The organism is Cedecea sp. Ae19-4 (assembly GCF_059801165.1).
The window spans coordinates 26,015-52,547 of record NZ_JBCHWG010000003.1; the positions used below are offsets into that span (position 1 = coordinate 26,015).

Annotated in this window: 25 protein-coding genes; 8 read left to right on the top strand and 17 right to left on the bottom strand. The window is 56.7% G+C overall.

All coding sequences use genetic code 11. From position 1 onward, the window contains the following. The first annotated feature begins 25 nt into the window (after positions 1 to 25). Positions 26 to 874: a 3-mercaptopyruvate sulfurtransferase gene (gene sseA, locus AAIE02_RS18070; RefSeq protein WP_498532993.1), complete on the top strand. Its 849-nt coding sequence runs from the start codon at positions 26 to 28 to the stop codon at positions 872 to 874. Positions 875 to 924: 50 nt separating this feature from the next. Here sseA and sseB read toward each other — a convergent pair whose 3' ends face one another. The 11 genes from sseB to trmJ form a co-directional block, all read right to left on the bottom strand. Continuing rightward, the gene (gene sseB / locus AAIE02_RS18075; RefSeq protein ID WP_498532994.1) at positions 925 to 1,701 is read right to left on the bottom strand and encodes an enhanced serine sensitivity protein SseB; all 777 of its coding nucleotides are present in this window, start codon (positions 1,699 to 1,701) and stop codon (positions 925 to 927) included. Between the two features lie 210 nt (positions 1,702 to 1,911). Beyond that, positions 1,912 to 3,198 (bottom strand): aminopeptidase PepB, encoded by a 1,287-nt coding sequence (gene pepB, locus AAIE02_RS18080; protein WP_008459420.1) that lies wholly within the window; start codon positions 3,196 to 3,198, stop codon positions 1,912 to 1,914. A 66-nt stretch (positions 3,199 to 3,264) separates the two neighbouring features. Further along, positions 3,265 to 3,465 carry a Fe-S cluster assembly protein IscX gene (iscX, locus tag AAIE02_RS18085; protein WP_016537752.1) on the bottom strand — a complete coding sequence of 67 codons (201 nt, stop codon included), beginning with the start codon at positions 3,463 to 3,465 and terminating at the stop codon, positions 3,265 to 3,267. Between the two features lie 11 nt (positions 3,466 to 3,476). Next, complete coding sequence (gene fdx / locus AAIE02_RS18090) at positions 3,477 to 3,812, bottom strand: ISC system 2Fe-2S type ferredoxin (protein WP_008459424.1); 336 nt, start codon at positions 3,810 to 3,812, stop codon at positions 3,477 to 3,479. A 1-nt stretch (position 3,813) separates the two neighbouring features. Further along, positions 3,814 to 5,664: a Fe-S protein assembly chaperone HscA gene (gene hscA / locus AAIE02_RS18095; protein ID WP_008459425.1), complete on the bottom strand. Its 1,851-nt coding sequence runs from the start codon at positions 5,662 to 5,664 to the stop codon at positions 3,814 to 3,816. 35 nt (positions 5,665 to 5,699) lie between these two features. After that, positions 5,700 to 6,215: a co-chaperone HscB gene (gene hscB / locus AAIE02_RS18100; RefSeq protein ID WP_498532995.1), complete on the bottom strand. Its 516-nt coding sequence runs from the start codon at positions 6,213 to 6,215 to the stop codon at positions 5,700 to 5,702. A gap of 84 nt (positions 6,216 to 6,299) precedes the next feature. After that, complete coding sequence (gene iscA, locus AAIE02_RS18105) at positions 6,300 to 6,623, bottom strand: iron-sulfur cluster assembly protein IscA (RefSeq protein ID WP_008459427.1); 324 nt, start codon at positions 6,621 to 6,623, stop codon at positions 6,300 to 6,302. 75 nt (positions 6,624 to 6,698) lie between these two features. Beyond that, positions 6,699 to 7,085 (bottom strand): Fe-S cluster assembly scaffold IscU, encoded by a 387-nt coding sequence (iscU, locus tag AAIE02_RS18110; protein WP_008459428.1) that lies wholly within the window; start codon positions 7,083 to 7,085, stop codon positions 6,699 to 6,701. Positions 7,086 to 7,127: 42 nt separating this feature from the next. Then, positions 7,128 to 8,342, bottom strand: coding sequence for a cysteine desulfurase (iscS, locus tag AAIE02_RS18115; protein WP_008459429.1), 1,215 nt, complete (start codon positions 8,340 to 8,342; stop codon positions 7,128 to 7,130). A 115-nt stretch (positions 8,343 to 8,457) separates the two neighbouring features. Then, positions 8,458 to 8,946 (bottom strand): Fe-S cluster assembly transcriptional regulator IscR, encoded by a 489-nt coding sequence (gene iscR / locus AAIE02_RS18120; RefSeq protein WP_008459430.1) that lies wholly within the window; start codon positions 8,944 to 8,946, stop codon positions 8,458 to 8,460. Positions 8,947 to 9,075: 129 nt separating this feature from the next. Continuing rightward, positions 9,076 to 9,813 (bottom strand): tRNA (cytosine(32)/uridine(32)-2'-O)-methyltransferase TrmJ, encoded by a 738-nt coding sequence (trmJ, locus tag AAIE02_RS18125; RefSeq protein ID WP_008459431.1) that lies wholly within the window; start codon positions 9,811 to 9,813, stop codon positions 9,076 to 9,078. A gap of 119 nt (positions 9,814 to 9,932) precedes the next feature. Between trmJ and suhB the strand changes: the two genes are divergently transcribed. Beyond that, positions 9,933 to 10,739, top strand: a complete 807-nt coding sequence (gene suhB, locus AAIE02_RS18130; protein ID WP_085938908.1) for an inositol-1-monophosphatase — start codon at positions 9,933 to 9,935, stop codon at positions 10,737 to 10,739. A 98-nt stretch (positions 10,740 to 10,837) separates the two neighbouring features. On the opposite strand, the gene AAIE02_RS18135 is transcribed toward suhB, so the two are convergent. Next, on the bottom strand, positions 10,838 to 11,818 hold the full coding sequence (locus AAIE02_RS18135) for a nickel/cobalt transporter (RefSeq protein WP_498532996.1): 981 nt from the start codon (positions 11,816 to 11,818) through the stop codon (positions 10,838 to 10,840). Then, positions 11,809 to 12,456 (bottom strand): DUF1007 family protein, encoded by a 648-nt coding sequence (locus AAIE02_RS18140; protein ID WP_498532997.1) that lies wholly within the window; start codon positions 12,454 to 12,456, stop codon positions 11,809 to 11,811. The genes AAIE02_RS18135 and AAIE02_RS18140 overlap by 10 nt, the downstream gene beginning before the upstream one ends. Positions 12,457 to 12,580: 124 nt before the next feature. Between AAIE02_RS18140 and csiE the strand changes: the two genes are divergently transcribed. Further along, entirely contained in the window at positions 12,581 to 13,861 is a 1,281-nt protein-coding gene (csiE, locus tag AAIE02_RS18145) for a stationary phase inducible protein CsiE (RefSeq protein ID WP_213715545.1), read from the top strand. On the opposite strand, the gene AAIE02_RS18150 is transcribed toward csiE, so the two are convergent. The 4 genes from AAIE02_RS18150 to AAIE02_RS18165 form a co-directional block, all read right to left on the bottom strand. After that, on the bottom strand, positions 13,858 to 15,012 hold the full coding sequence (locus AAIE02_RS18150) for a 3-phenylpropionate MFS transporter (protein ID WP_498532998.1): 1,155 nt from the start codon (positions 15,010 to 15,012) through the stop codon (positions 13,858 to 13,860). The genes csiE and AAIE02_RS18150 overlap by 4 nt on opposite strands. A 103-nt stretch (positions 15,013 to 15,115) precedes the next feature. Continuing rightward, a complete protein-coding gene (locus AAIE02_RS18155) occupies positions 15,116 to 15,937 on the bottom strand; it encodes an aldose 1-epimerase (RefSeq protein WP_498532999.1) in 822 nt (273 codons plus the stop codon). Further along, complete coding sequence (locus tag AAIE02_RS18160; protein ID WP_166990444.1) at positions 15,937 to 17,376, bottom strand: sugar porter family MFS transporter; 1,440 nt, start codon at positions 17,374 to 17,376, stop codon at positions 15,937 to 15,939. The genes AAIE02_RS18155 and AAIE02_RS18160 overlap by 1 nt, the downstream gene beginning before the upstream one ends. Positions 17,377 to 17,442: 66 nt before the next feature. Beyond that, positions 17,443 to 20,715, bottom strand: a complete 3,273-nt coding sequence (locus tag AAIE02_RS18165) for a DUF5107 domain-containing protein (protein ID WP_498533000.1) — start codon at positions 20,713 to 20,715, stop codon at positions 17,443 to 17,445. Between the two features lie 116 nt (positions 20,716 to 20,831). Here AAIE02_RS18165 and AAIE02_RS18170 point away from each other — a divergent pair, with 116 nt between their 5' ends. The 5 genes from AAIE02_RS18170 to AAIE02_RS18190 all read left to right on the top strand — a co-directional run bounded on the left by AAIE02_RS18170 (position 20,832) and on the right by AAIE02_RS18190 (position 26,533). Continuing rightward, a complete protein-coding gene (locus AAIE02_RS18170; protein ID WP_498533001.1) occupies positions 20,832 to 22,025 on the top strand; it encodes an ROK family protein in 1,194 nt (397 codons plus the stop codon). 130 nt (positions 22,026 to 22,155) lie between these two features. Continuing rightward, positions 22,156 to 22,578 (top strand): DoxX family protein, encoded by a 423-nt coding sequence (locus AAIE02_RS18175; protein WP_498533002.1) that lies wholly within the window; start codon positions 22,156 to 22,158, stop codon positions 22,576 to 22,578. A gap of 382 nt (positions 22,579 to 22,960) precedes the next feature. After that, positions 22,961 to 23,944: an autoinducer 2 ABC transporter substrate-binding protein gene (locus AAIE02_RS18180; protein ID WP_498533003.1), complete on the top strand. Its 984-nt coding sequence runs from the start codon at positions 22,961 to 22,963 to the stop codon at positions 23,942 to 23,944. 107 nt (positions 23,945 to 24,051) lie between these two features. Further along, complete coding sequence (locus tag AAIE02_RS18185) at positions 24,052 to 25,551, top strand: sugar ABC transporter ATP-binding protein (RefSeq protein ID WP_498533004.1); 1,500 nt, start codon at positions 24,052 to 24,054, stop codon at positions 25,549 to 25,551. Further along, on the top strand, positions 25,544 to 26,533 hold the full coding sequence (locus AAIE02_RS18190) for an ABC transporter permease (protein WP_498533005.1): 990 nt from the start codon (positions 25,544 to 25,546) through the stop codon (positions 26,531 to 26,533). Before AAIE02_RS18185 ends, AAIE02_RS18190 begins: the two co-directional genes overlap by 8 nt.

The following is a 26,533-nucleotide window of genomic DNA, read 5'->3' on the forward strand; positions in this document are numbered from 1 at the left end:
TTCTTTGATGAACCGGAGGCTCATTGTGTCCACCTCTTTCTTCGTCGCGAGCGACTGGCTCGCAGAACATATTAACGATGACGATATCCAGATTTTAGATGCCCGCATGGCACCAGCAGGCCAGGAAGCACTTCGCGATATGCCTGCGGAGTACCGTGCCGGGCATTTGTCTGGTGCGGCCTATTTCGACATCGAAACACTCTCCGATCACACCAGCCCTCTTCCTCATATGATGCCGCGAGCCGAGGCGTTTGCCGTGGCCATGCGCGAGCTTGGCGTTAGCAGTGACAAGCATCTGGTGGTTTACGACGAAGGCAACCTGTTCTCCGCGCCTCGCGCCTGGTGGATGCTGCGCACCTTCGGCGTCGAGAGAGTGTCCATTCTGGCCGGTGGGCTGGCGGAGTGGCAGCGTGAAGCATTGCCGCTGGAACAAGGGGACGTGGATCTACCGGAAGGTGAGTTCGAGGTTAACTTCGACCCGCTGGTTATCAAACGCCTGACGGACGTGCTGCTGGTCAGTCACGAAGGCACTGCACAGATTGTGGATGCCCGCCCTGCTCCGCGTTTCAACGCGTTGGCCGATGAGCCACGCCCGGGCCTGAAACGCGGCCATATTCCTGGGGCGCTTAACGTGCCGTGGGTGGACCTGGTAGAAAACGGTCAACTGAAGACTACGGACAAACTGAGCGAGATCTTCGAACGCCAGGGCGTGAGCTTTGAGCGGCCAATTATTGCCAGCTGTGGTTCAGGCGTTACCGCCGCCGTTGTGGTGCTGGCGCTGACCACGCTGGGCGTGAACGGCGTGTCGCTTTACGATGGTTCGTGGAGTGAATGGGGTGCTCGCCCAGACCTGCCCGTTGAGCCTGCGCAATAAATACAAAAAGGGAGGCACTGCGCCTCCCTTAGAATATGTATAACCGGCCGTTAAATAATGCGGTTTTGCTTGAAGTCGCGCAGGAAGCTGCCCCAACGGCGTTCATAGAACGGCGTGATGTGGGCAATCATAAAGTGGCTGATACCCTTCTCGCCTTCAACAACCTGGCAGATATCAACCGGCTCATCGCCCGGCAACGTATCGGTGGCTACGCTTCCGGCCTGACGAATAATCGCCTCGATGTCGCCGTCGGCCTCAATGCCAATCAACAGGTTTGGCTCTTCGTCCGCCTGTTCTTTGATGGAGCAGATAAACGCACGTTTGACCGTTTTCAGGTTTTTAAACAACGTGGTCAGAGAGTCAACCATCTGCGCTGGCGGTTCAGCAACTTCGGAAAGCAGCAATGAAGTACCGCCCTCCAGCACTTCCTGCTGGCTCAGTGGATCTCTTTCCGCGCTGACCAGATGGCTGATTTCATTTGGCGTAAATTCTTTGCCTGTCGGCAGTTTGGCGTTGAGGAACAGCGCTTCACCCAGCGTCATTTCAAATAAAGTGCGCACGGGCATTACCACAAACGCCTGCTCGTGACTGACCGCTTCCTGCAAAGCTTCCAGGGAGGTGAAGAAAGGGATCACCGAAGTGCCGTCTTCTTTTTCCCAGTGCTGCAGTTCAACCGCGCTATCGGCGTCAATCGCTTCACCTTCTGCCGCATTGCCCGGTACCCAGACGGTGGATTCCAGCAGGGTGCGGAAAAATGCCGGGCGGTGAGCCGGCTCGGTTGCCGCCTGCTCAAGCAGGGTTTCTAGTTCGTTTTTTGTTTCTGACATTGTGATTCCGGGATAAAGCTTAAGAGGTTTACCCTCACCCTAACCCTCTCCCTGAAAGGGAGAGGGAACAGTTCAGAGTCTCTTTCCTGAAAGAGAGAGGAGAACCACTCAAAGTGTCTCCCCTTCCAGAGAGAGACTGCCGGTGTTAACTCCCCCCGAACTTTTTTCTCCCTCTCCCCTATGGGGAGAGGGCCGGGGTGAGGGGCAATATTACTTCGCTAACAGCAGATTGGCGATCGCACGCACGCCGAGACCGGTCGCACCAGCAGACCACTGCTCAACGGCACCTTTACGGTAAGTCGCAGAACAGTCAACGTGCAGCCAGCCTTCGTGGTAGTTTTCCACAAAGTGAGACAGGAAACCTGCCGCCGTGCTCGCTCCCGCAGGGTAAGAGGCGTTCGCGGTATTGTTCAGTTCGGCGAAGTTAGACGGCAGCTGGCTGCGGTGGAATTCAGCCAGCGGCAGGCGCCAGAACGGCTCGTTTTCTTCCGCCGCGCTTGCCAGCAGGCGGGCAGCCAGCTTGTCATCAAAGCTGAACAGCGCATGGTAGTCGTTACCCAGGGCCGTTTTTGCTGCCCCGGTCAGGGTCGCGCAGTCGATGATCAGCTCTGGTTTCTGTGCTGCGGCGTCAATCAGGCCATCAGCCAGCACCAGTCGCCCTTCGGCATCGGTGTTCATCACTTCAACGGTTTTGCCGTTGCGGTAGGTGATGATGTCACCCAGCTTCATGGCGTTGCCGCTGATCATGTTATCCGCACAGCAAAGGAACAGCTTAACGCGCTTGTTCAGGCCACGAGTGATGGCCAGAGCCAGTGCGCCAGTGATAGTCGCGGCGCCACCCATATCGGATTTCATGGAATCCATAAACGCGGTCTGCTTGATGCTGTAGCCGCCGGAGTCAAAGGTAATGCCCTTCCCGACCAGGCTTGCATAAACCGGTGCATCCGGGTTGCCGGTTGGGTTGTAGTCCAGCGCCAGCAGCACAGGGGCACGGTCTGAGCCACGGCCAACGGTGTGGATACCGGCATAGTTCTGCTCACGCAGGTCTTCACCCTTGGTGATGCGGTAAGAAACGTGGTCGCAGGCGACATCGCACAGCAGATCTACCGCGCGGGAAGCAAGCTGCTCAGGGCCAAGCTCTTCGGCCGGGGTGTTGATGGTATGGCGAACCCAGTCGATCACTTTCAGGCGGTTATCCAGCTCTTTCTGCTCGGTTTCGCTCAGCACCGCCCAGTCAATTTTGCGGGTGCCTTTTGGGGCACGATAGCCCTGCCAGAAAGCCCAGCTTTTCTCAACGTCCCAGCCTTCACCAGCCAGTTGGACGTGCTTCAGCCCCTGGCCGTCAATTTTGCGCGCCGCGCGCTGGATCAGCCCGAGATCGTCTTTGCCGGTCAGGTGTAGGGTAATGCCGTCATTGTTAATGCTATACGTCGCCTTTTCGCCCCAGCGTGCGTCCGCTGGCTGCGTGGAAAGGGTGATTTTCATGGCTTCAGTCATTTTCCAATCCTTCATTATTCAGCACAGGCAAAATGCAAAAACGGGCCGCCCAAGGCAGCCCGTGTATCATTCAGCTTCATCTAACCAGACAAGTAAAATCGCTTCCAGTACTTTCTCGTTAGAAGCGTTCGGATCGTCATCAAACTCTTCCAGCTCGCAGATCCACTGGTGCATATCGGTGAAACGCACCGTCTTAGGATCGAGATCCGGACGGCTGTCGTACAGCGCCTCGCCGATTTCGCGGCTGTCGGTCCATTTCAGTCCCATGGCGACTCCCGTTAGTGTTCGCGTGCGTGGTTAATGGTGTAACGCGGCATCTCAACCACCAGGTCTTCGTCGCTGACGCGAGCCTGGCAGCTCAGGCGGCTTTCCGGCTCCAGACCCCATGCTTTATCCAGCATGTCGTCTTCGTCTTCGGTGCTTTCCGCGAGGGAATCAAAACCTTCACGCACTACGCAGTGGCAGGTGGTGCAGGCGCAGGACTTCTCACAGGCGTGTTCAATCTCAATGCCGTTGCGCAGCGCAACGTCGAGAATGGTTTCACCTTGCTTCGCTTCCAGAACTGCGCCATCCGGACACAGGTCCTGATGAGGCAGAAAAACAATCTTTGGCATATTAAACCTCGTCCACAGAATGGCCGGTCAGCGCTTTACGGATCGATTGATCCATACGACGTGCGGCGAATTCCTGGGTTTGCTTGTCTACGTTTTTGATTTCATTTTGAATAGCGTCGGCATCTTCGCCTGCAGCAGCAGCGCTTAACGCGGCCATCGCGGCATCAATGTCGGCACGCTCTGCGGCGCTTAGCAGCGCGGCATCCGCCGTCAACGCGCTGGTCAAACTTTCCAGCACGCGGGCAGCTTCGACTTTTTGCTCGGCCAGCATGCGTGCCTGCACGTCATGCTCGGCGTAACTCATGGAATCCTGAATCATACTGGCAATTTCACCATCGCTCAGGCCATAAGAAGGTTTCACCTGGATTGAAGATTCAACGCCGGTGGATTTTTCCATCGCCGTCACGCTCAGCAGGCCATCGGCATCGACCTGGAAGGTGACGCGAATGTGGGCCCCGCCCGCGGACATTGCCGGGATGCCGCGCAGCGTAAAGCGCGCCAGAGAACGACAGTCCTGAACGAGTTCACGCTCGCCCTGCAGCACGTGGATAGCCATCGCTGTCTGGCCGTCTTTGAAGGTGGTGAATTCCTGCGCGCGGGCCACCGGGATGGTGGTGTTACGCGGGATAACCTTCTCGACCAGGCCGCCCATCGTTTCCAGGCCAAGGGACAGCGGAATCACATCCAGCAACAGCATTTCACTGTCCGGCTTGTTGCCCACCAGAATATCGGCCTGAATGGCCGCGCCAATGGCAACAACTTTATCCGGGTCGATAGAGGTTAACGGCATGCGGCCAAAGAACTCGCCTACGCGCTCACGCACCAACGGTACGCGGGTTGAGCCGCCGACCATCACCACTTCCAGTACGTCTTCTGCTTCCACGCCCGCGTCTTTCAACGCGCGACGGCAGGACAGCAGCGTCCGTTTAACCAGAGAAGAGATAAGCTCGTTGAACTGCTCGCGGGTGACTTCGCCCTGCCAGCCAGCCACTTCTACACTAGCGGTGGCGGCATCGCTAAGCGCGATTTTGGCGGCGATGGCGGCGTCCAGAAGCTGGCGCTGCACGCGGTCGTCGCTGCGGTCGGCAATCCCGGCCTGCTCACGCAGCCAGTCGGCCAGAAGATGGTCGAAGTCATCGCCGCCCAGCGCGGAATCACCGCCGGTAGCCAGCACTTCAAACACACCGCGGCTCAGGCGCAGGATGGAGATGTCAAACGTCCCACCGCCCAGATCGTAAACGGCAATAACGCCTTCTTTACCGGAATCCAGGCCGTAGGCAATCGCCGCGGCGGTAGGTTCGTTCAGCAAACGAAGAACGTGCAGCCCGGCAAGGCGAGCAGCGTCTTTGGTGCCCTGGCGCTGCGCATCGTCAAAATAGGCTGGCACCGTGATCACCACGCCATCCAGTTCCCCTTCCAGGGTTTCACTGGCTCGCGCGGAGAGCGATTTCAGGATGTCGGCAGAGATACGTACCGGGTTCAGCAGGCCGGCAGGCGTTTCAATCATCGGCAGGCCGTTTTCACTGGCCTGCAGGCGATACGGGAGATGAGGATAACGCGTCTGGATGTCCGCCAGAGAGCGGCCCATCATACGTTTTACCGAGCTAATGGTATTCGCGGGATCCTGCGCGGCAAGCGCGCGAGCGTCAAAACCAACGATATGCTCTTGCTGCTGATAATGCACCACGGAAGGCAGCAGGTGGCGGCCTTCATGGTCGGCAAGGGTTTCGGCCTGGCCGCTGCGAACGGTAGCCACCAGCGAGTTGGTGGTGCCGAGGTCGATACCTGCAGCCAGCCTGCGCTGGTGCGGCGCAGCCATCATGCCAGGCTCACTAATTTGTAATAAGGCCATGTATCGCTTCCAAAAATCGGGCCTGAGTTCAGGCGTTAAAAGTCGAGCAGCTTTTCTTCTAGTTGTTCAATTTGGCTCTGCAATTTGTCGAGGAAACGCAGCTTGCGCACAGTGTCCGCCGCCTGTTCCCACTGCTGGCCATCCAGCTGCTGCACCATCTGCGCGCTGCGGTTTTTCACCATCGTTTTTACGCGCGAGGCAAAGCTTTCAAGCTTGTCGCTGTCTTTCGCCTGCTCGATATCGTCCAGCTCTTCACGCAGCTCCAGCTGTTCCATCAGGAACGCGGTGTCGCGCACGGTGTGCTGTTCATTCGCGAGGTCGAAACCGTTCAGGGACAGGATGTATTCGGCGCGGGCAAGCGGGTGACGCAGCGTCTGCCAGGCCTGGTTGATAGTGGCGGACTGGCTCACGGCCAGAAGCTGTTCTGCCTGAGGGCGGCTGGCGTATTTGTCCGGGTGGAACTGACGCTGCAGCTCCTGATAACGGCTGGCCAGTTGCTCGGTGTTCAGGGTGTAGCCTGGCGTCAGCCCAAACAGGGTAAAATAATCCATAACAGACTCGGGTTCAGGTCAGGTAAGTGCTGTGTGGTAAAGCAAAATCCCCACGGGCCAGAGCCAGTGGGGAATTGCGCGGGATCAGACGTGGAAGCTTTCGCCGCAGCCACACTCATCCTTCACGTTTGGGTTAGTGAACTTAAACCCTTCGTTAAGGCCTTCTTTGACGAAGTCGAGCTCGGTTCCGTTTAAGAATTGCAGGCTTTTACCATCGACAACCACCTTCACGCCTTTGTCCTCGAACACGGTGTCATCCGCCATCGGTGCATCAACAAATTCGAGAACATAAGCCATCCCAGAGCAGCCTGATGTGCGCACACCCAGACGCAAACCAAACCCTTTACCGCGGTTGGTCAGGAAGGCACTTACACGGGCAGCGGCGCTGTCGCTAAGGGTAATCGACATACAACAACCTCAATAAAAATTTTAACTCGTCATACTTCGAGCCGCTGCCGGGCAGCAAGCTCGAATGCGTTAGAGTTATTTTGTTTCACGTTTGCTTTTGTAATCCGCGATAGCCGCTTTGATAGCGTCTTCAGCCAGGATTGAGCAGTGAATTTTCACCGGCGGCAGTTCGAGTTCGTCTGCGATGTCGGTGTTTTTGATCGCCTGCGCTTCGTCCAGGGACTTGCCCTTCACCCACTCGGTCACCAGCGAGCTGGACGCAATCGCCGAACCGCAGCCGTAGGTTTTGAAACGCGCGTCTTCAATGATACCGTCATTGTTGACTTTGATCTGCAACTTCATCACGTCGCCACAGGCCGGTGCACCCACCATGCCAGAACCTACGCTGTCGTCGCTGTTGTCAAAAGAGCCAACGTTGCGTGGGTTTTCGTAGTGATCAATTACTTTTTCGCTGTAAGCCATTTTTACTTCTCCAGAATCTGAAATCGACGTCCTGACGAACGATCAGTGATGAGCCCATTCGATGGAATTAAGATCCACGCCCTGTTTGAACATTTCCCACAGAGGAGAAAGGTCGCGCAGACGGCCAATGGATTTACGTACCAGCTCGATGGTGTAATCGATCTCTTCTTCAGTGGTGAAACGACCCAGAGAGAAACGGATAGAGCTGTGTGCCAGTTCATCGCTCATCCCCAGCGCGCGCAGCACGTAGGATGGCTCGAGGCTAGCGGAAGTACAGGCTGAGCCCGAAGAGACCGCGAGGTCTTTCAGCGCCATGATCAGCGACTCGCCTTCAACGTAGTTAAAGCTGACGTTGAGGATGTTTGGCGCGCCATGCTCCAGGTCACCGTTCAGGTAAACTTCTTCCATATCTTTCACGCCGTTCCACAGACGGTTACGCAGCGTGCGCAGACGGGCCATTTCGGTCTCCATCTCTTCTTTTGCGATACGGTAAGCTTCACCCATGCCGACGATCTGATGCACAGGCAGCGTACCGGAACGCATGCCGCGCTCGTGACCCCCGCCGTGAATCTGCGCTTCGATACGGATACGCGGTTTACGACGCACGTACAGCGCACCGATCCCTTTCGGCCCGTAAATTTTGTGGCCGGAGAAGGACATCAGGTCAACTTTCAGCTGGCTCAGATCGATAGGCAGTTTGCCCACGCTCTGGGTAGCATCAACGTGGAAGATAATGCCACGGGAACGGCACATTTCGCCGATAGCCGCGATATCCTGCACCACGCCGATTTCGTTGTTAACGTGCATGATGGACACCAGAATAGTGTCTTCACGCATAGCGGCTTCCAGCTGCTTCAGGTCAACGATACCGTTGCTCTGCGGCGCCAGATAAGTCACTTCAAACCCTTCACGCTCAAGCTGGCGACAGGTGTCCAGCACGGCTTTGTGTTCGGTTTTGGCGGTGATGATGTGCTTGCCTTTCTTCTGATAGAAGTTAGCCGCACCTTTGATAGCCAGGTTGTCTGACTCGGTTGCGCCGGAGGTGAATACGATTTCACGCGGGTCTGCGCCAACCAGTTCAGCGATTTGGTTACGGGCAATATCAACGGCTTCTTCAGCCTGCCAGCCAAAACGGTGGGAACGAGAGGCCGGGTTACCGAAGGTGCCGTCCATCGTTAAAAACTGCATCATCTTCTCAGCAACACGCGGGTCTACCGGCGTGGTTGCGGAGTAGTCGAGGTAAATCGGTAATTTCATTGCTCTTAAGCTCCGTACATCACTTCAATGCGAAGAATCAGGCTTAAAATATGTTGCCGTTATAGACAGGGAGCACCGCTCCCTCAACCTGATTCTAAAATTCTTGTTCTTCTGCTTATGCGCGCAGTTTGACGTCAATAGCGTCTTGAGAACGGGTGCTGCGATGATTTTCACTATGTTGACGATCGGACACGTCCAGCACTTCCTGGTTGTTAACCAGTTCACCCAGGGTGATGTTATTCAGGAAGCCGGTCAGGCGATCGCTCAGGTCGCGCCACAGCGCGTGAGTCAGGCACTTATCGCCGCCCTGGCAGCCGCCTTTACCCTGGCAACGGGTGGCGTCTACGGACTCATCAACGGCGCTAATCACTTCGCCTACGGCGATGCTGCTCGCGTCTTTACCTAACAGATAACCACCGCCAGGACCGCGCACGCTGGCCACCAGGCCATTTTTACGCAGGCGGGAGAACAGCTGCTCCAGGTAGGAGAGTGAAATACCCTGACGTTCAGAAATATCAGCCAACGGAACCGGGCCCGATTCAGAGTTCAGCGCAACGTCAAGCATCGCGGTTACGGCGTAGCGCCCTTTTGATGTCAGTCTCATGTCTTACTTAACCTCAAATAGCCCCTCGAGCCGGGGGTTTTTAAAAGTGTGATTGTCACATAGCAGGACGCAAGTCTGACATTCCTGAGTAAAATGGTCAACTATTTAACCTACCATTTTACTCAAGTATTATTGGCCCGATTTTTTTGGGTTTTCCAGCGACGCCAGCATGCCGCGCAGGATGTTTAATTCCTGACTTTCCGGGCGTGCACGGGTAAACAGACGGCGCAGTCGGCTCATCACCTGGCCCGGATGGGTTGGGCGAATGAAACCGCTTTCCTGCAGCGCTTTTTCGAGATGCACATAGAAACGCTCTAAGTCATCCACCAGCGGATAAGGGGCGTCTTCCTCTTCTTTAGCCGCTTCCGGCTGCTCTTGCGTGGCGAGCCAGGCAATGCGCACTTCATAGGCGAGGATCTGAACCGCCATCGCGAGGTTAAGGGAGCTGTATTCCGGGTTCGCCTGAATGGCAACGTGATAATGGCATTTTTGCAGCTCTTCGTTGGTCAGGCCCACGCGTTCGCGGCCAAAGACGATTGCCACCGGCGCATGCTGCGCTTCGCTGATGCTTTTTAAACCGCATTCGCGCGGGTCCAGCATCGGCCACGGCAGAGTGCGGGAGCGCGCGCTGGTGCCGACCACCAGGCTGCATCCTGCCAGCGCTTCATCAAGCGTATCGACGATCTGAGCATCGCCAATAACATCACTGGCGCCAGCGGCCAGGGCGATGGCCTGGGAGTCCGGTTTGACCAGCGGATTGACCAGCCACAGGTTAGTTAAGCCCATGGTTTTCATAGCACGAGCCACGGAGCCCATGTTGCCGGTATGCGAGGTTTCGACCAGCACGATTCGTACGTTTTGCAGCATTGTCATTCATAGCCTGGGAAGAATATCGCAATATCTTATCATAACCCTGGGACATATTCCGAACGCTCTGCTATACTCCGCCGCGATTTCCGTTCTTTAACATCCAGCGAGAGAGACCGATGCAACATCCAATGTTGACCATCGCCGTGCGTGCTGCGCGCAAGGCGGGTAATGTAATTGCCAAACACTACGAAACACCAGACTCCGTAGAAAGCAGTCAGAAAGGCAGCAATGACTTTGTGACTAACGTCGATAAAGCTGCAGAAGCGATTATTATCGACACAATCCGCAAATCTTACCCGCAGCACACCATCATCACCGAAGAAAGCGGTGAACATGCAGGCGAAGATCAGGACGTGCAATGGGTTATCGATCCGCTGGATGGCACCACCAACTTCATCAAACGTCTGCCACATTTCTCCGTTTCTATCGCTGTTCGTATCAAAGGCCGCACTGAAGTTGCCGTTGTTTACGATCCAATGCGTAACGAACTGTTCACCGCGACCCGTGGCCAGGGCGCCCAGCTTAACGGCTACCGCCTGCGCGGCAGCAATGCACGCGACCTGGACGGCACCGTTCTGGCGACCGGCTTCCCGTTCAAAGTGAAGCAGCACGCGACTCCTTACATCAACATCGTTGGCAAACTGTTCACCCAGTGTGCAGACTTCCGCCGCACCGGTTCCGCTGCGCTGGACCTGGCCTACGTTGCCGCTGGCCGCGTGGACGGTTTCTTCGAGATTGGCCTGAAGCCATGGGATTTCGCCGCAGGTGAACTGCTGGCTCGTGAATCCGGCAGCATCGTGTGTGATTTCACCGGCGGCCATAACTACCTGACGACCGGGAACATCGTCGCCGGTAACCCGCGCGTTGTGAAAGCCATGCTGGCTACCATGCGTGAAGAACTGAGTGAAGCGCTGAAGCGCTAAGCTTTTTTGCCTGATCTTCAATAAAGAAGAGGCAAAAACAAAAGTCCCCTCAGCTTTACGGCGAGGGGATTTTTTTATGCCCGCATTTAGCTACCCGTTCAGAAAGGCCGAATACCTCGCGCCATCGGCTGGGCGCTCAGCCACATAATCAGCGCGGCCACGACCAGGACAATTCCTCCCGCCAGTGCAAGCGTTGACCAGCCTACCTGCCGCCACAGCACCGGGGCCCGGTTCCCGCTTAAGCGAACCGCCAGCGCACGGAAGCTGTGCACCAGCAGCGCCAGGCCGGAAATGGTGATCGAGGTACCTGCCGCCATCGCCAGCGCAGACAGCACGCCCCAGCTAAAGACCCCGATCACCTTGCTGAACAGCAGCACCATAATCGCGCCAGAACAGGGGCGCATGCCCATCGACAGGACAATCATCAGCCTGGCCCGCCAGTCGCTTCCCGCCGTCAGCTGTTTTTCGTCCGGGACGTGCTGATGCCCGCAGCCGCAGTTGGCGTCATGCACATGATGCGGCGTAAACGAGGTAAATTTGGGTTTGCGGCGTAACTGAACCTGTAAACGCCGCAGCGCCCGCCAGCTCAGCAAAAGGCCCAGGCACCCGACAAGCAGATAGCTGCCCTTCTCCAGCCAGAAGCTGCTGAGATGAAGCTGCCGGGAAGGCAAAGCGAGAACGCCCAGCACCACGACCACCAGCGCAATAGCCACCAGCCCCTGTAATAAAGACGCGGCAAAGGTCAAACCGAGGCTGCTTTTAATTTTTGAGGGATGGGTCGCAAGCCAGGTGCTGATGACGATTTTGCCGTGCCCCGGCCCCAGCGCATGGAGCACTCCGTAGGCAAAACTGAAAGAGAGCAGCGATAAGCCTGCGCGAGCGGGGTTGTCTGCCACCTGGCGCAGCAGCCCGCTTAATTCCTGATTGATTGAACGCTGCCAGACGGCCGAACTAAGCAGGATTTGCGGCCAGTAAAGCCACAAGGCATAAAGCCCGGCGGCAGCAAGCAAGATAAACAGCGCCAGCGGCCACAGATGGCCCCAGCGGCGGACGGGAGAAGAAGCGGTGATTATTGACATGCCAGCGTCACCTCCTGAGCAAACTGTTTCCCTAAGTCCATGTCCTCCGGCGGGGCGTCAGCTTTATCCAGCGACTGCGCGAACAGCAGCGTCTCTTCGCTGGGCTTTGGCGTGTGCACGGCAACTTTACAGCTTGAGGCCAGCTCCTGCGGCAGATGCACGTCCCCATCGTGGTCATAACTCATGTCGACAAAATAAGTCGGGTCGAAGGTTGAGAAACGGTATGTCTGTCCTTTGAGCGGCTGCGGATGCGCCAGCGGCAGAACAAACGTCAGCACCGCCTGATGATTGCTACGGCTCAGGCCATATTCCGGCGGCAAATTGCCAAACTTCACCTTCTCTTTGTTATGCCAGAACTCGGTAAAGTAGTGCTGGCCCAGCACATTAGCCATCACTTCCGCCGCCAACTTCTTCCACACCGGCGACCCCGGCTTGGCGTCGCCGGCGTCATACAACAGATCTGCTGAAGTAATGTCGTCCATCGTCCACTGCATTTTTAGCCCCGTCAGCTGCCCCTGATCAACCACAGGCGTGGTGACGATAGAGATAAAACTGTGGGGATGCGCCTGCACGCTTGCCGCCGAAAACCCTGCCGACAGCAAGGCTACTCCTTTCAGGCTGATTCTTTTGTCGCTCATGCTTCCCTCAAGATTTAAATTCTGTGAGCCAGCCGTAATTCCGTGATGAAAAACTAAAAAGGGCAATATATTGGCCGAAACCTTTAGCTATTCTTAACTTCTGACACCACATTGGGACAGCCAGATGATGACTTTACTGACGCCGCCACCCTCTGTGCTATCCAGTTCGCAGCGCCGCTGCCACCTGCTTCTGATGCTCTATCTCCCGGAGCAGATCGTCACGCCGGAGGTCATTGCCAGCCTTAACGGCGTGGATCAGAGGCAAACCCTGCAAGATATAGCCGACACGGGCCATGAGATCCAGAGTTATCACCGTCTCTCCCTGACGCAGCAGCAGGACGGCAGCTACCGGATTGAAGGCACAGTCCTTGACCGCCGCCTCTGCCTGCTGCACTGGCTGCGACGCTCGCTGCGCCTTTGCCCGCAGTTTGTGCAAAACCACTTTAGTCCGGCACTAAAGTCCCAGCTAAAGCATCTGGGGCTTATCAAGGCGCTGTATGACGAAACTAATTTACGTGCGCTGGTGAATCTGTGTGGTCGCCGTTTAAAAAGGCAGTACGACAGCCGGGACAGCCAGTTCCTGACGCTGTTTTTGCAGTATTGTCTGCATCAGCATCACTCCGGCAATGCGCCAGTCCTGACGCCGCAGCAGCGCGAGTGGAGCCAGATGCGGCCTGAATTTGTTGTCGCCCAGGAAATAGCCCGCCACTGGAAGCGCCGCGTCATGCAGCCCGCAGACGTTGATGAACAGCATTTCCTGGCCCTGCTGTTTCAACTGCTCAGAATTCCCGATCCGATTAATGACGAACATGAACAGGATGCCCGGTTACACAATGAAATCGCACGGATGATCGAACGTTTCCGCCGTCAGGCCGGGCTTTCTTTTAGCGATGAACAAGGGCTGAGCGATCAGCTTTATATTCACCTCGCCCAGGCGCTGAACCGCTGCCACTTTAATATCGGCATCGACCACAGCCTGCCCGAAGAGATCACGCGTCTTTATCCGAGGCTAATGCGAACCTCGCGAGAAGTGCTTGCGGATTTTGAACAGCATTATGGGATTCAGTTTTCCGATGCGGAAAGGGGCCTGGTCGCAGTAATCTTTGGTGCCTGGCTGATGCAGGAAAGTGACATTCAGGAAAAACAGGTGTTGCTGCTGACGGCCGACGATCGCGAGCTGGAACAGAAAATTGAGCAGCAGCTGCGCGAGCTGACCCTGCTGCCGCTCAACATTAAATATCTGGCGGTGCAGCAGTTTCAAAGCCAGGGCGCCCCGCGTGAAGTGGTGCTGGTTATTACGCCCTACGCGACCTCGCTGCCGCTGTTTTCTCCCCCGCTCATTCACGCCACGCTGCCGCTGGGTGAACACCAGCAGCAGCGCATCAAAGCACTGTTAGAGGCTTAGCTTTCCGCAACCGGGCTGACTGCGGCGACTTTGGGCCGCAGGAACAGCGCCGGGGCCGCCACCAGCGCCATGATCCAGAACATCCCGCCCTGCAAATGCTGATAGAGGAAGCCCGAGAAAATCGTCATCACGGCGATACCGCCGCCCATCGCCACGGCGGAGTAAACGGCCTGCAGGCGGATCACCTCGCCGCCTTTGCGGGCAGAGATATAGCGCATCGCCGCCAGGTGGCAAACCGTGAAGCTGCCGCAGTGCAGGATTTGCGCCACAATCAGCCACGGCAGTTCGGTGGTGCTTGCCATCAGGCTCCAGCGAATAATGCCGGTCACGGTGGACAACAGCAGCAAATCTCTGGCGCTCCAGCGGCGGAACAGTTTGTTGCTGAGGGCAAAGATAACGATTTCCGCCACCACGCCCAGCGACCATAAATAGCCCACAACGGAAGCGGAATAGCCTGCCCCCTGCCAGTAAATCGCGCTAAAACCGTAGTAGGCCGCATGCGCGCCCTGCAGCAGAGAAACACAGGCCAGAAAACGCCAGGCGCTGATAATCAGCCCTTTCCAGGCGGGCCAGCCAGCTGAAGCCTGATGCCGGGTTTCGCCCTGAGGCATAATGGAAGGCCGCAGCATCATGCCAATCAGCATCGACGCCGCGCCAAGGGTCAGCAGGACCAGAATAGCCTGAGAGCTGAACTCGCTCACCAGCTTGCCGGTAATGGCCGAGCCGATGACAAACGCCAGCGATCCCCAGAGCCGCACCCGGCCATAATCCAGCGGCATTTGCCGCTGCCAGGTCCCCGCCAGCGCATCGGTCAGCGGCACCAGCGGCGAGAAGAACAGGTTAAAGCCCACCATCGTCAGCAGCAGCCAGAGCGCGGCATGGCCCAACCAGAAACCAGCGGCAAAAACTAGTGTGGCAAGGGCTAACAGACGAAGGGCGAAAACAAGGCGGGAAGGATCGGTCACGCGGGGGGCTAATAATAAACTGCCGAGGAAACGGGCAATCAGCCCTGAGCCTAACAGCAATCCGATAGTTTCCGGGGGAAGCCCGACGCCTTTGAGCCAGACGCTCCAGAACGGTAAAAATACGCCATAGCTAAAGAAGTAGGTAAAGTAACTGAGCGCCAGCCAGCGCGTGGAATGCAAAACCATGATCCCTCCCGTTTTGGAGGCGATAGTGTCGGGGATAGCTGGCTGGCATGCAAGCAAACATTAACAGCGCAATAACACACATCAAAACAATGGCTATTGCGCGTTAGCTCACCTCAATCTCCATCTCCAGATGCGTGGTCTGGCCCGTCTCCAGCATGACTAAACCCGGCATCCCCGCCTGGTTGTGCGCGTTGACCGGATGCGTTTGCGGTTCAAGACAGATAAACGGCTGGTTCCCCATGCTGAATACCATCAAACAGGCCGCCGGGCTACGCAGACAAATGCTCATCTCCGAGTGGGTAATAACCGCCCTGCCGCTCCAGCCGGAATACCCCACGTTAAGCCACTTGTTCTCCGGCGTTTTTGCACGGGAAAAATCTGCCTGCGGGATGAACGTCCCTTCCCAGGCCAAAGGCAGGTGCTGCTCGCCTTCGGGCCAGTAGCCGCTGGCGGAAAACTGCACCTGGCTGGCTGGCCCCAGCGAAAAATAAGGATGCAAACCCAGCCCGTATATCATCGGCTTCTCGCCAGTGTGCTTCAGCTCAAGCCGGGTTAACAGCCTGTTGCCTGCCAGGCGGTAAGTCAGATTTGCCAGATAGTGAAAACCGCAGGGATACTGGCTGCACAGGCTCAAGGTGACAGACTCAGCTTCGTACTGCTCAACGTGCCAAAGCTTTTGCCAACCATCCCCGTGCAGGAAAAAGTGCTCATCAACGAGGCTGTCTGGCAGCTGGATTCGCTCGCCGTGCAGATGGAAAGCGTTCCCGTCCACCCGATTAGCCAGCGGCAGCATTGGAAACAGCGCCGGGTTCGCCGGATGAAAAATCGGTTTCCCGTGCCTGAGAGATTCAAAGCTGAGAACTGAGGCCCCCTTCGGGGCAACAGTCAAACTAAGAAAATCATTTTGCAGGTGCAGAGTATCCATTAGCGTAGCGCCTTTGCGGCCCGCGCGGGAGAAGCATTCACGCGGCCTTCAGCCAGCTGCTGCTCCAGCGCTTCGAGGCTCACGCCTTTGGTTTCCGGCACGAAGCGGCGCACGTAGATAAAGCCAGCGGCACAGATAACGCCGTACAGCAGGAAGCTGCCGGATGCGCCCAGGCCTGCATTCAGCAGAGGGAAAGTGTAAGTCAGCAGGAAGCAGGCGACCCACAGCGCTAATGTCCCCAGCGACATCGCGAGGCCGCGAACGCGGTTCGGGAAGATTTCCGCCAACAGCACCCAGGTTACCGGGGCCAGCGTCAGCGCATAGGTGGCGATGGCGGCCAGCACCAGAATCAGGACCGGCAGCCCCAGAATACCCAGGCCGTAGGCGGCACCAATAAGCGCATAGATAATTGTCAGCCCAGCGGCCCCAAACAGCATCAATTTGCGGCGGCCAATTTTGTCCACCAACGGCAGCGCGGCAAGGGTGAACACCAGGTTAATCAGGCCGGTCGCAACAATCGATTTCAACGTGCTGTTAATGTCGAACCCGGCGGAGGCAAAAATCTCCTGCGCATAGTTGAAGATAACGTTAATCCCGCACCACTGCTGGAACACCGCCAGCACCATACCAATCACGATGATCGGGCGAACCTTCGGTGCCCAAAGCGCGGACCAGGACACTTTTTGTGTGTCCTTGCTTAACGTTTCCTGAATATCTTTCAGCGTTGCATCGGCATAGGCTTTACTGCCGATGCGGCTCAGCATTTGGTGAGCGCGTTCGTTTTTCCCGGCGCGCACCAGCCAGCGAGGTGACTCAGGCACAAAAAACATCAGGATCAAAAAGACCACCGCCGGGAAGGCTTCAAAGCCAAACATCCAGCGCCAGCCCACCTGCCCGTTCCAGCTGGCGCTGATTTCCTGCATCGTTGCCTGGCTGGCAACCGGCTCGGCAATCATCAGGTTAATCAGCTGCGCCGCCAGCACCCCAACCACAATGGTGAGCTGGTTGACCGCCACAAAGCGCCCGCGCTGTGCCGCCGGGCTGATTTCTGCGATATACATCGGACTAAGCGCCGAAGCGAGGCCAATCCCTACCCCGCCGACAATGCGCCAGAGAACAAACATATCGAAGTGACTTGCCACTGCGGTGCCCCAGGCAGACGCGGTAAACATAATTGCGGCAAGAATAAGGGGGATTTTGCGGCCAAACTTGTCGGCACACCAGCCGGAGAGTATCGCCCCAAGAATACATCCCACCAGGGCAGAGCTCATTGCCCACCCGGAAACGGCCGGGTCGGTAATAGAAAAATAGGCTTCGTAGAACGGTTTTGCCCCGCCGATAACCACCCAGTCATAACCAAACAACAGCCCGCCACAGGCGGCCACCAGACAGATGGTCCAGACGTAACCCATGCGTAGTTGCGATTGCATACTTTCCATGGTCGATCCTCATCTTGTATTTGTAGGGTAAGGGAGCGGGCGCTCATCGTCGCCCGCCAGTTATTGTTAAAGTACGCCGGTGCTAAGGGCCTGACGCAGCAGATGCGCCTTGTCATGGGCCGGGTTAAGGGTCAGCAGGGCTTCCACCCGCTGGTTGAAGGCGGCGATATCCCCCAGGCCGAGCCGCCCAAGCGCCTCCACAAACAGGCAATGCTGCTGATGTTGTTTCCGCGGGTCGCCGTTGAGCGCAATCAGGTCCGGCAGGGAAACGGCGAAGAAATCGGCCTCAACCCCGTCGGCACGGTGCGCCTGCGCCCAGTCAACAAAGGCTTTGAATTGCTGATGGGCCGCCTCAAGCTCACCCAGCTGTTTGAGGGCCATAGCCTGATAGAAGAGGTAGTCCACGGGCTGGTCGTTGTAGTAGCGCCCGGCCGCCAGGGAACTCCCGCCCTTCAACGCCTGCTGGAAGTAAGATTTCGCCCGTTCGTGACGCTGCAGGAGCTGCGCACAGCACCCAAGCAGATACCAGATATCGTTGTCGGTTTGCCCGACCAGACGGCCTTCGCCGAGGTTTTCCGGGTAGCTCAGCGCCTGTTGCAGCAGCTCCTCCGCCTGGCCGTAATGGCCGGCAGACATACTGGCCAGGGCAAGCCGCTGTTGGCTGATAATGAACTGCCCCGTCACTTTGCCTTCGCCGCCTTCCCACGGGTGGAACTTGCGTTCAGCCAGCACCTTCGCGGCAGCTTCCTGCTTGCCATGCTGGTTCCACAGGCTCAGCAGCTCGGCAGTGAGATCGTCACGTTTTAGCGCAACGTCACGCTTCACCTCCAGACGGGTAAGACGCTCCTCTGGTGCGCGGCCATTCAGCTTCAGCAGGAAGTCGAGTTCAAACAGGAAGCGCGCATTATCAGGTTCGAGATCAACGGCACGCTGCAGCAGCGTTTCAGCTCGCTGAACGTCCTGCTCTTTATTCCAGGCATGAATCGCCAGCACGCGCTGCACGGAGGCAAACTCAGGCATCTGTTCAGCGCAGAATGCCCAGCAGGTTAGCGCCTCTGCATAGCGACGTTTGCTGTACCAGAAGCAGCCCAGCAGATACTGCGCAAAACCATCCTGCGGGAGGCGCATCAGCATTTGCACTTCATCCAGCGTGTTAGGGAAGCGAACCCGGGCGGTAAACTGCTCCCGAGCCTGCACGAGATAGTTTTGCTGGCGCTGTGGATCGGATTCCAGCGAGGCCTGCCACAGCAGCGGCATCGTTTCCTGGGCATTCAGCACGGTGAGCAGTTCACGCGCGGCATTCTCTGCCCCAAAGCTCATTAGCCAGCCGGCCAAAACGCTGACGTTAGTGCCACGTTGCCCGGTCACCTGCCGCAGCTTTTGCTTGTCACCTTCACTCTGGGTTATCGCCCAGCGGGCATAATGCAGGGCATAACTCAGCGGCCAGACGGCAAGCTGCTGCTCAATCCACGCCAGCGCCGTCGCTTTTTCTCCTTGCTGAGACAGCGCCAGCGCTTTCAGCCCCATTGCGAGGTTATTCGAGGCGTTGAACTGCAGGCTTTGGGATACCAGCGTTAAGGCGCGAGCCGTTTCCCCTTTGCGCATTGCCAGACGGGCCAGGGCATAAAATGCCGCATCCCGGCAGTTGCCGCTCCAGCTGGCCTTGTAGTAAGCATCGAAGGCGCCGTCGTAGTCGCCCAGGCGCTCTTTCGCCGAGCCGAGAAGCTGGCTGGCATCGCCATTTTGCGGGTTTTTGTTCAGGCTGTGGGCGCGCTGCAGCGCCGCGTCGGCGTGCTCTTTGGCTTTTTGCCAGTTGCCCCGGTTGAATTCGAGCGTGCCCAGGGCGACGTTACAGCGGGAATCGAGCGGATCAATGTCCAGCGCTCGCCGGTAATAGTCGAAGGCTGACCGGCTGGCGTGCAGATACTGCTCCAGATGCTGGCCAATGAAATAAAGCTCGTCGCAGTTAGCGATCTGTTCAGGCTTAGCCGGGGCCTGCGCCGCCTGCGGCAGAGGCAGCTCTTCCGCGATGTGTTCCAGGTAGCTGAGCATCACTTCGCCTTGCGCGTTGAGTAAGCTCAGCGTCAGCCGCTGCGGCCAGTCATCCGTCAGTTGATGCAGCCAGGCTTCCGCCGGTTTCAGGCTGAGCGGCGTTTGCCACAGGACTACGCCGGCGCTTTCAAGACGCAGCGTCACCGCTTCCAGCGGGGAAATGGCGTAGACGCCGAGTTCCAGCCTGCCCTGCTCACGCTCAAGCTTGATGGCCGCATCGGTGCTGGCGTTTTGCAGCGTCCCCAGCTTGCTGTAAGGCAGGAAGTTTTGCACAAACACTTTTTCTTCAAACGGCGCCAGCCAGGTAAAGTCCGGTTGGTTGTCGGTGAACACGCCGGTCATCAGCTCGATGTACGGGCCGTTGGTGTCGGTCAGATTGCGATCCCAGGCCAGGCCAAAGTCGCAGTTGCCCCAGGTCCACTGCTTTTTGCCCGGCGATACATGGTGATCGGCAATGTGCAGCAGACCGCCCTGTTCGCCGTGGTGGTAGGCCCCAACAAAATCGTAATTCGACTTATCGGCCATGTAAGAGGTTGGCACCGGGATGTTTTTGTAGCGCGAGATATCCACGCCCGCTGAGTAATCCACTTTGTAGTAGGTGCCGTGGGCAATCGGGAAGGCGGAAACGTCGCGTTTGCCGTGGTCAAACACCGCGGTCACGTCTGGCGGGAATACGCTCTGATGGTCGTCACCGCCCTTCACCGCCGGATTAGCCCACCACAGGAAGTGGCGCGGCGTGGCGTTGCCGTTAAAGACTTTGCCGGTAATTTCAATCAGCGCTTTTTCCGGGTAAAGCGTAAACCCGGTCATCACCTGCAGGCCGCGCATCGGCTCCACTTCCCCCATCCAGACGGTTTGCGCCCCGCTTTCGTGCTGCTGGAAGGTCACGTCTACCGGCAGAAAAGTGGTCGGGCGGTGGTGCTGAGGCCAGTTGAATTCGATCCCACCGGAGATCCACGGCCCAATCAGGCCCACCAGCGCGGGTTTGACCACTTCGTTGTAGTACACGAAATCGCGCCCCATCACTTTGTCCCAGGCTCGGTGAATACGCCCGCCCAGCTCCGGCAGCAGCATGACGCGAATGAAATCGTTCTCCAGCCAAACCGCCTGATACTCACGCATTTCACGTTTACCGGTCAGGGTGTCTATGACGCCATAGGGGTAAACCGCACCGGAAGATCCCTGATAGACACGATTTTCCAGGAACATCGGGTTGGGATCCTCTGCTCCGGTGGTCCAGGTAGGGAGTGAGATCGTTTCCTGCCAGACTTTAACGGCTCCGTACATAGCAACTCTCCAGTAAACAAATAACAGTGAATGGGGGATTGCCAACAGTCTGGAGCAGCTGATTATGATTTAATCGCTCAATGCTCACGCAATACAGTTAATGAGGTTTAGTAAACATGCAGCAGTCAGGTTTCAATAATCAGCGGGTACGTCAGCTCAACCGACAAACGCTGATGACGCTGGTATGGCGGCACAAGCAGCTGAGTAAATCGCAGTTTGCCCGCTACACCGGGCTGTCCATTCCGGCCGTCAGCAACATCCTTGAGGAACTGGTCGATGAGGGCAAACTTAGCCATTCCAGCGAAAACCTCAGCAGCCGGGGGCTGAACAGCGGCAGCTACCAGATCCCGCCGGAGGGGAATTACATCCTCTGCATGAACGTCACCCCCACCAGCATCGAGAGCCAGCTGTGCAACGCCCAGCTGTCGCCTATAGCCGACTTTGAGCGCAGCGCTATTGTGGCCCCTTCTCCTCAGATGCTGCTGTCGGCCATCGAAGCAATCTGGCAGCAACAGCGAAAAAGCTGGCCGAAAAAAACGATCAATCTCGCTCTGGGCATACATGGACAGGTAGATCCGGTGACCGGCGTGTCACAAACCATGCCGCAGGCTCCCTGGCGGGAGGCAGTGGAAATTAAATACCTGCTGGAAGAGAAGCTGAACATCGAAGTCAGGCTGGATAACGACTGCGTGATGCTGGCCCTGGCAGAAAAGTGGCAAAACAACGGCAACCGGGAAGATTTCTGCGTGCTTAACGTGGATTACGGCATCGGCTCTTCGTTTGTGATCAACGGGCAAATCTATCGCGGCAATCTGTACGGCAGCGGGCAAATTGGCCACACCATAGTTAACCCGGACGGCATGGCCTGCGACTGCGGGCGCTATGGCTGCCTGGAAACCGTGGCTTCGCTCAGTGCGCTGAAAAAACAGGCCCGCATCTGGCTCAAAACGCACCCTGAGGCGCAGCAGCACGATCCGGAAAAGCTCACTTCCCGGCAGCTGGTTCAGGCGCTGCATGCCGGGGATGAAAGGGTCGCCCGCTGGGTAGAAGATTCGGCCAATGCGATTGGGCTTAGCCTGTATAACTTCCTTAATATTCTCAACATTAACCAGATCTGGTTCTATGGCCGCAGCTGCGAGTTTGGCGAAAACTGGCTGAGCGCCATTAAACAGCGCATTGGTTTTAATCCGTTCGACCACGGTGATGGCCTGAAGAGTCACGCCACGCAAATAAACTTCGGGCAGCTCACCCGCGCTCAGCAGGTGATGGGGATTGGTTATTTATATGCCGAGACTGCGCTGATGGAATAACGAGATGGCGTCGGGCGTCATTAATAAAAACATTCATTAACACAAACAACGCGGTAGAGGCGCAGCGGCAATGGCAGGCTCAGAAGTTGTGTATTAACTTTAAATTGAGTCCACTACAGGCGAGCCCGCTATGAACACACTCCGCTATTTCGATTTTGGTCAATCTCGTGCCCTGATCCTGCTTATTGCCCGTATTGCGTTGATTCTGCTGTTCATTATTTTCGGCTTGCCGAAGCTCAGCGGATTCAGCGGCACCGTGGCGTATATGGAGCATCTTGGCACCCCACTCCCGACGCTAGCCGCCGCGATTGCGGTGTTTATGGAAGTTGTTGCCGCTATCCTGGTGATCATCGGGTTCTTTACCCGCCCGCTGGCCATTTTGTTTGTGTTTTATACCCTCGGCACGGCGCTTATCGGTCACCATTACTGGAATATGACCGGGGATGCAGTGATGCCTAATATGATTAACTTCTATAAAAACACCAGCATAGCTGGTGGTTTCCTGCTGCTGGCGGTCACCGGCCCTGGCGCGATTTCCGTCGATAAGCGCTAAATTTCTGCCTCACTTAAAGGCCGCTAATGCGGCCTTTTCATTTGTTTCCCGCTCATTTTGCTTTATACGCTTCAGCTCACAATTTCGTAACATTTTTTTGCTGGCTTGCGCCCTCTTTGCTGCCAAAAACGTCCCCTTAACGGCAAATTGTTTGTTAATTGTTGCTTATATGTTTCATTTCTGGCTATTAATTAACACCACCATGTCCGTCCAGTTTAAAAAAACATCATATATTTAACTATTTTTTAACTAAATTAGATCTAAAAACAAACAATAATGGGCGTGCATCACATTTAGAAAAACTGCGATTCATTCCCTCTTCCCTTCGTTGCTAGTCTCCTCTCCGTGACATGCCTCAGTCCCTAATAAAAAAGGTACACCTATGAAATTCAAACTCGCATTACTCAGTGCAACCCTGATTTCTGCATGCATGTTGTCCGGTACGGCCGTTGCGGCGGATAAGTATGAAATCGCAGTGGTGGCGAAAGTCACCGGGATCCCATGGTTTAACCGGATGGAAACCGGCGTCAACGAAGCGGCAAAAAAACTCAACGTTAACGCTTACCAGACCGGGGCCTCAACGCCCGATCCGGCTCAGCAGGTGAAGGTGATTGAGGATCTGATCGCCAAGAAAGTGAACGCCATTATTGTGGTGCCTAACGATGCCAAAGTACTGGAGCCAGTACTGAAAAAAGCGCGCGATCAGGGCATCGTGGTGCTGACGCATGAATCCCCTGACCAGCAGATCGGCCAGTGGGATATCGAAACCATCGACAGCGAAAAATATGCTCAGGCCAACATGGACGAGCTGGCGAAAAACATGGGTGGCAAAGGCGGCTATGCGATTTACGTCGGGTCGCTGACCGTGCCGCTGCACAACGCCTGGGCGGATTCCGCCATTAAATATCAGAAAGAAAAATACCCGGATATGTTCGAAGTGACTTCGCGCCTGCCGGTGGCGGAGAGCATCGACAAATCCTATTCCACCACGCTCGATCTGATGAAAACGTATCCGCAGATGAAAGGCGTGATCGGCTTTGGCTCCCTCGGCCCAATCGGCGCGGGCCAGGCGGTACAGAAGAAACGTGCGAAGGACAAACTGGCGGTTGTCGGCATTGCCATGCCGGGCCAGGCGGCACCTTACCTGATGCGCGGCGACATTAAAAAAGCGCTGCTGTGGGATCCTAAAGATGCCGGTTACGCACTGGTTACCGTGGCCGATCAGCTGCTGCAGGGCAAAGCCGTGACCAAAGACCTGACCATTGACGGTCTGGGCAAGGCCGATGTCGACATGGATAAGAAAGTGATCCGTTTTAACAAGATCCTCGAAGTCACCAAAGATAACGCTCAGTCACTCGGTTTCTAAGGCACTCCGCCAACACCAGGGAAACCGGAATGCCGGTCAGCCGACCGGCATTCTCCAACAAGATTATTTTGTGGCGCCCACGTCGGGCGCCGGCAGGGGCATTACCCATGACCGACACATCCGCATTTATCACTCTTGAGAATATCAGCAAGCAATTCCCGGGCGTGCGGGCGCTGGATAACGTCAATCTGACGCTCAGAAAAGGCGAAGTTCATTGCCTGGCCGGGCAAAACGGCTGCGGTAAAAGCACGATCATCAAAGTGATTTCCGGCGTCTATCATCCGGAAAAAGGGGCGCAGATTGCCCTCGACGGCAAACTGTTTCACAGCCTGACGCCCACGCTTTCCGCGCATTACGGCATCCAGGTGATCTACCAGGATCTGTCGCTGTTCCCCAATTTCAGCGTGGCCGAGAATATCGCCGTGCACCGCTATCAGCCCGGCGGCAGCCTGTGGGTTAACCGCAGCGTGATGAAAGCCCTGGCGCTGGCGGCCATGCAGCGCATTGGCGTCACGCTCGACCCGGACAAAAAAGTCGAAAAACTCTCGATAGCCGATCGCCAACTGGTGGCGATTTGCCGAGCCATTGCCGCAGACGCCCGGTTGGTTATTATGGACGAACCCACTGCGTCGCTTACCCGCCAGGAGGTTAACGGCCTGCTGCGGGTGGTGAATGAACTCAAAGCGGACGGGATTTGCGTGGTGTTTGTCAGCCACCGTCTGGACGAAGTGATGGAAGTCGCCGACCGCATTAGCGTGATGCGCGACGGGAAGCTGGTCGGCACCTGGCAGGCCAGCGAGCTGGACAGCAACGAGCTTGCGTTCCTGATGACCGGGCAACGCTTCCACTACAGCCCGCTGCCGGAAAAACCTCCGGTAGAAAAACAGCCGATGCTGGAGCTGCGCGGCCTCAGCCGCAAGGGCAAATACCACAACATCAATCTGTCGCTGCGCAGCGGCGAGATTGTTTCCATCGTCGGCCTGCTCGGGTCGGGCCGCACCGAACTGTGCATGAGTCTGTTCGGCATGACGCAGCCGCAAAGCGGTGAAATGCTGATCGACGGCGTGCCGGTGACGTTTCGCAATAACCACGATGCGATCAAACACGGCATCGGCTACGTGTCAGAAGATCGCCTGACTCAAGGCCTGATCATGGAGCAGTCGATCTACGACAACACGATTGTCACGGTCTTCGACAGGCTTCATACCCGCAACGGCCTGCTCGATCATGAAAAAGCCCGTCATCTGGTGGCCGATCTTATTCGTGAGCTAAACATCAAAGTCTCCGATGCCGAGCTGCCGGTAAAAACCCTTTCGGGCGGCAACGCCCAAAGGATTGCCATCGCCAAATGGGTAGCGACTAACCCACAAATATTGATTCTCGACTCGCCCACGGTGGGCGTGGATATCGCCAATAAAGAAGGTATTTACCAAATCGCCCGTACCCTGGCGGAACAGGGGCTGGCGGTACTGATGATTTGCGATGAAATCCCTGAGGCGTATTACAACAGCCACCGCGTGCTGGTGATGCGCCGGGGCGAGCTGGTCGCAGAGTTTAATCCTCATCGCAGTAGCGAGCAGGACATTGCTGAGGTGGTCAATGAATAACCCTCGTTTTTCCCGCCTGGCCGGGCAACATGAGTTCTGGCTGGGTCTTCTGGTGGTGGCTCTGGCCGTTTGCCTGAGTATCAGCACCGATGAGTTTTTGTCCCTCGGTAACCTGACGGATGTCGCCACCAGCTACGCCATTCTCGGTATTCTGGCCTGCGGGCTGTTTGTGGTGCTGATTTCCGGAGGGATTGATATTTCGTTCCCGGCGATGACCGCCATTGCCCAGTACGTGATGGCAAGCTGGGTCATTGCCCACGGCGGTAATTTTGCGCTGGCGTTGGTGATTTCCATTGCCGTGGGACTGCTGCTCGGGCTTATCAACGGCTTCCTGGTTTACTGGCTGCGGGTCCCGGCGATCATCATCACCATTGCCACCCTCAACGTTTACTACGGCCTGCTGGTTTACCTCACCAAAGGCACCTGGCTGTACGGCTTCCCGGACTGGTTTATGAACGGCATTAACTGGTTCTCTTTCACCGCCAAAGACGGTTACCAGTACGGGTTAACCCTGCCGCTGCTGTGCCTGGCCGCAGTGATTATCTTTACCGCCGTGCTGATGAACTACACGCGCCTTGGCCGCCAGATTTATGCCATGGGCGGCAACCGCGAGGCGGCATCCCGGCTGGGGATGAACCTGCTTAAGCTGCACTTCTACGTCTACGGCTATATGGGGATTCTGGCCGGTATTGCCGCCGTCGTTCAGGCGCAGATCACCCAGTCCGTTGCCCCAAACTCGCTGCTGGGCTTTGAGCTAACGGTCCTGGCGGCGGTCGTGCTCGGCGGGACAAGCATGAGCGGCGGGCGCGGGACGCTCACCGGCACCCTGCTCGGGGTTATCCTGCTGGCATTCTTACAAAACGGTCTGACGCTGCTGAGCGTGTCCTCTTACTGGCACGCCGTGTTCAGCGGCGTGATTATCCTGGTCAGCATCAGCGCCACGGCCTGGAATGAAAAACGCAAACTCGCAAGGGAGCTTTGA